This window comes from Arthrobacter sp. ZBG10, from assembly GCF_001238605.1.
In the GTDB taxonomy this organism is placed as follows: domain Bacteria; phylum Actinomycetota; class Actinomycetes; order Actinomycetales; family Micrococcaceae; genus Arthrobacter.
Map to the genome: position 1 here is coordinate 1 of NZ_LFQH01000078.1, position 4,521 is coordinate 4,521.

Sequence of the window (4,521 nt, forward strand, 5' to 3'; positions counted from 1 at the left end):
GACCTCGTCACCCGCCACGAATGCGGCGAAAACTGCCCCGAGACTGACTGCCAGGGCGGAACTCCCACGGGGAGCATCCCTGCAGTGGGCACCCAGTCCGGAACCGGGCAGCAAAACAACCAGTAACACCCCAGGCGGCACACTGCTTCCCCGGCCCGTGCCGCCTGGGCCCACCCTCCCCATCCCCAGCAAAGGCAAACCCCATGTCCCAGCTCAACGTCCCGGAACAGGTTCTCCGGGTCAGCACCGACGGAAAAGACTTCGTCGATGTCCGGTTGGAGTCCGCAACTCCCGTGACCGTCCGCCTGCAGCTCGATGGCGGCTGCAACTGCCAGCACACCACCGGGACCCGTCCCGGCTCGTACGTCGACAGCGATCTCGGTTCCCGCTTTTCCCGTCAGCCTTAAGAAGAGTTCTCCACTGAGCGGTCCAGGGCACTCCAGCCCTGGACCGCTCAGCCGTGCCCGCAAATCGGCACGGCTGACCAGGGCCTAGTTTTCGTCTTCCGGCCGGGCGGTGAGGATCCGGTTGGCTGTGACCTGGAGGATTCCGAGGGACTCCTGGATCAGGGGCGAGGCGATGCTGCCCTTGCGGACCGCGGCGATGATACGGCGTACGGGTTTCCCCTTGCCGGTAATCCGCAGCCGGGTCACGTTTTCTGCATTGCGCAGGGGTGCCAGCCGCGGGAGCAGCCCCACACCCAGGCCCGCGCCCACAAAAGCGATCTGGGTTTCCCATTCCACGGCCTCATGGGCAATCCGTGGGGTCACCCCCACCGCAGTGAATGCCGCGGTAAACAGGGCGTGGTACGTGGAACCTACGGCCTCGGTGATCCACGGCTCGGACGCGAGTTCTTCGAGCGTCACCGTTTCCCGCGACGCCAACGGATGGGTGGAAGGGACGATCACGTCCAGCGGATCATCGAGCAGGACGGTCTGCTCGAAACGCGGATCGTCCTCACCGTATGTGTCGGCCTGCATCGCCACTATGACGGCCAGATCGATCCGCTCCGCAACCAGCAAATCGAAGCACCGGGACGGGTTGGCCTCGAGAACCTGCACCTCCAGCAGGGGGCGGGTGGAGCGCAGCGTGGCGGCCAGCGGCGCAAGCAACTGGGCTGCCGCCGTCGAGAATCCGCCGAGTCCAAAACGACTTGGTATCTGGTCGCCGGCCTCCATGGCGGCAGCCCGCAAAGCCTCCCATTCCGCAATGATTGCGTCGGATCCCGCCACCAGATAGCGGCCCGTGGCGGTCAGCCGCACCCCCCTGCCGTCCTTCGTCAGCAGCTGCATGCCAAGCACCCGCTGGAGCTCCCGCAATTGCGCGGACACGGCAGAAGGCGAGTAGCCCGTGAGCTCCGCGGTTGCCCCTACGGTGCCGCAGCGGGCGAACACACGAAGGGTGATGAGCCTTGGATCGATCATGCACCCATTGTGCACGGTCCCCTCCAGAATCTTGCGCTTTTGTAGCAGGTCGATGATCCCTAATCTCGTGATTACACGCTTTTGAAAACGCCGGTTGGCGCCATCCACCCCGCGGCTCTCACAAACCGCACCTTTACCCAGCCTTCCCCGGAGGAAACACATGACTGCTCCTGTGAGCCTGCCCCTCAATTCCCGCGGAAAACTCGCATCGTCCTTGCCTGCAGCGCAGCTGGCGGAGATCACCGAGTTGTTCGAGTTCCGGCGCACGGGATACTCCCTCGACGCCCCGTTCTACACAGACCCGACGATTTTCAACATTGACATGCAGGCCATTTTCGGCCAGCACTGGATCTTTGCAGCCAGCGTCGCCGAGCTGCCGGAACCGGGCGACTACGTCACCGTCGACTACGGCCCCTACTCGCTGATCGTGCTCCGCAACGACGACGGCGGCGTGAACGTGCTGCACAACGTGTGCCGCCACCGCGGCGCCCGCGTCCTGACCGAACCCGCCGGCACCACGGGGAACCTGGTGTGCGGCTACCACTCCTGGACCTACGCCCCCAGCGGCGACCTGATCCACGCCTCCGCACCTGGCGAAACGAAGTTCGACAAGGGCTGCTTCGGCCTCAAACGCGCCCACAGCCGCGAGTTCGCGGGACTCATCTTCGTCTGCATCGCCGATGAACCCCCGACTGATTTCGACGAAACCGGGAAAATCTTCGAGCCCTACCTCGCGCCCCACGATCTGGCGAAGACGAAAATCGCCTACCAGCAGAACATCATCGAAGAGGGCAACTGGAAGCTCGTCATGGAGAACAACCGTGAGTGCTACCACTGTGACGGCCACCCGGAACTCGCCTGCTCCCTCTTCCCCACCTGGGGCCTGACCGAAGGCCTGATCCCGGCGCACCTCGAGGAAGTCTGGGACCGCAACAAGGAAGCCCAGTCCTCCCTGGAGGAGCGTTGCCGCCGGTACGGCCTGCCCTACGAGGTCGTCGAGGAACTCGATACCCGCATCGCGGGAATCCGCATCTCCCGGGAATCGCTCGACGGCGAAGGCGAGTCCTTCTCGCCCGACGGCCGCCGGCTCTCCAAGAAGCTGCTGGGCGACCTCCGGGACTTCCGCCTGGGCCGCTGCTCGATGCACCTGCAGCCCAACAGCTGGTTCCACTTCCAAAGTGACCATGTCATCACGTTCGGTGTCTTCCCGGTCAACGAGCACCAGACGCTGGTGCGCACCACCTGGCTCGTCGCTGACGACGCCGTGGAAGGCGTTGACTACGACCTGGCGAAACTCACCTACACCTGGGAGCAGACCAACCTGCAGGACAAGGCGTTTGTGGAACTGTGCCAGAAGGGTGCCGGCAGCCCCGCCTACCAGCCCGGCCCGTACATGAAGAGCGAATACCAGGTCGAGGCATTCATCAACTGGTACGTGCAGCGTGTTCAGGAGCACTTGGCATGATTGAGCTCCTCCCTGAGGCGGCCATTCAGGAACCACAGCGTATTCGCGGTCTTGAAATGCCGTGGAACAGGGTGATGGGTACCACCGACGGACCCGCTGGAGCCGCCCGCGCCTTGGGCCCGTGGCATCCCCAGGAGTTCATGGCCGAATGCGTCGAGACCGTTCCCGAGGCGGGCGGCATGATGACCTTCGTGTTTCGCCGCTGCGACGGTGCGCCCCTGGCGTTCCGCGCGGGCCAGTACGTGAACATCGCCTTCCCCGTGAACGGTGCGGACCAGGACCCGGTGGACCGCAGCTACTCGCTGTCCAGTTCGCCCACGGAACCGTGGACCTTCAACATCACCGTCAAAGCCGACCCCACCGGGCTGGTTTCACCGTGGGTGCACGAAAACGTCAAACCCGGCACCGTCCTGGACATGCTGGGACCCGTTGGCGCCTTCCACCTGCCCGACGCCGACCGGCGGGCCAGGTACCTGCTGCTCGCCGCCGGCGCAGGCATCACGCCCATCATGTCGATGCTGCGGACCATCCACTCGCTGCCCGGACATGCCGACGTTGTGGTGCTGTACCACGGCGCGGAGGCCGGCGGCTTTGCCTTCCACCGGGAGCTGGCCTACATCGCCTCCGTGGACTCCCGCGTCAAGATCTTCTACTCGCTGGGCGACCGCAACAAGCCGGAGGGCTGGGAAGGGCTCAGCGGACGGCTGACAGCGGCAATGCTCGACGAGGTGGCACCCGACGCCAACGGCCGGCAGGTCTACGCATGCGGTCCCGAGGGTTACCTGAACACGGCCACCGAGCTCCTGGGCAAGGTGGGCGTGGATGACACCTCCATCTACATGGAATTCTTCACGGGGGATCGCCAGACCCTCCTCGAATATCAGGCGGAGCTCGCGCTGGCGGCGGACATCGCGGAGGAAATCGCGGAGGAAATCGCCGATTCCGCCGAGGTCTACTACGAGGGCCAGCCCGCGGCATTCGGACTCTACGAACCCGGCTACGACGCCGATGGCACCCTGGAGGCCACGGGGCTGCAGCTGGAAACCGTGGACCCGGACGGGGCCTCGACGAACGACGGCGGCGCCAGCCAGGAGCCGCAGGCCGCGTCACCTGACGCCTCAAGCTTCGACACCGTGGGAACCGGCAGCCTCACCCTTTCCTTCATGCGCACCGGCATCAACGTCCGGATCGACCCCACCGAGCACATCCTGGGGGTGGCCCAGCGCGCCGGCGTCAGGATCGGCGCGAACTGCAAGGAAGGCATGTGCGGCTCCTGCAAGGTGGTCAAACTTTCAGGGGAAGTGGAAATGAACCACCAGGGCGGCATCCGGGCCCGCGAAATCGACGCCGGCAAGTTCCTCCCCTGCTGCTCCACCGCGCAGACCGACATGGTGATCGATGCCTAGCCGTTCCCCGCTGCACACCTGAACCACAGACCGCCAACCATAGGAGCCATTCAATGACAGGTAACAAAGCCGTTGCGTACAAGGCACCGGGAATCGTTGAAATCATCGATACCCCGTACCCCACCTTTGAACTGCAGGCCGGGCCCGGCGTCAATCCCGTCAATGTGGGGCGCAAGGTCCCGCACGGGGTCATCCTGCGCACCGTAAGCACCAACATCTGCGGGTC

Annotated in this window: 4 protein-coding genes and 1 pseudogene; 4 read left to right on the forward strand and 1 reads right to left on the reverse strand. The window is 64.8% G+C overall.

What is annotated here, in order from left to right:
• Positions 1-203: 203 nt before the first annotated feature.
• On the forward strand, positions 204-407 hold the full coding sequence (locus ACU18_RS17370) for a hypothetical protein (RefSeq protein WP_050687663.1): 204 nt from the start codon (positions 204-206) through the stop codon (positions 405-407).
• Between the two features lie 84 nt (positions 408-491).
• Here the strand turns inward: ACU18_RS17370 and ACU18_RS17375 are convergent, their stop codons facing one another.
• On the reverse strand, positions 492-1,424 hold the full coding sequence (locus ACU18_RS17375) for a LysR family transcriptional regulator (RefSeq protein WP_050687665.1): 933 nt from the start codon (positions 1,422-1,424) through the stop codon (positions 492-494).
• Between the two features lie 160 nt (positions 1,425-1,584).
• Here ACU18_RS17375 and ACU18_RS17380 point away from each other — a divergent pair, with 160 nt between their 5' ends.
• From ACU18_RS17380 to ACU18_RS19765, 3 genes and pseudogenes are all read left to right on the forward strand, one after another.
• The gene (locus ACU18_RS17380) at positions 1,585-2,889 is read left to right on the forward strand and encodes an aromatic ring-hydroxylating oxygenase subunit alpha (RefSeq protein ID WP_050687667.1); all 1,305 of its coding nucleotides are present in this window, start codon (positions 1,585-1,587) and stop codon (positions 2,887-2,889) included.
• Entirely contained in the window at positions 2,886-4,295 is a 1,410-nt protein-coding gene (locus tag ACU18_RS17385) for a ferredoxin reductase (RefSeq protein WP_050687669.1), read from the forward strand. Before ACU18_RS17380 ends, ACU18_RS17385 begins: the two co-directional genes overlap by 4 nt.
• A 53-nt stretch (positions 4,296-4,348) precedes the next feature.
• A pseudogene (locus tag ACU18_RS19765) lies at positions 4,349-4,521 on the forward strand (formaldehyde dehydrogenase, glutathione-independent); the annotation flags it as partial.

Coding starts and splice junctions, on each gene's coding strand:
- ACU18_RS17370 (WP_050687663.1), top strand. CDS start 204: ATGTCCCAGCTCAACGTCCCGGAACAGGTTCTCCGGGTCAGCACCGAC.
- ACU18_RS17375 (WP_050687665.1), bottom strand. CDS start 1,424: ATGATCGATCCAAGGCTCATCACCCTTCGTGTGTTCGCCCGCTGCGGC.
- ACU18_RS17380 (WP_050687667.1), top strand. CDS start 1,585: ATGACTGCTCCTGTGAGCCTGCCCCTCAATTCCCGCGGAAAACTCGCA.
- ACU18_RS17385 (WP_050687669.1), top strand. CDS start 2,886: ATGATTGAGCTCCTCCCTGAGGCGGCCATTCAGGAACCACAGCGTATT.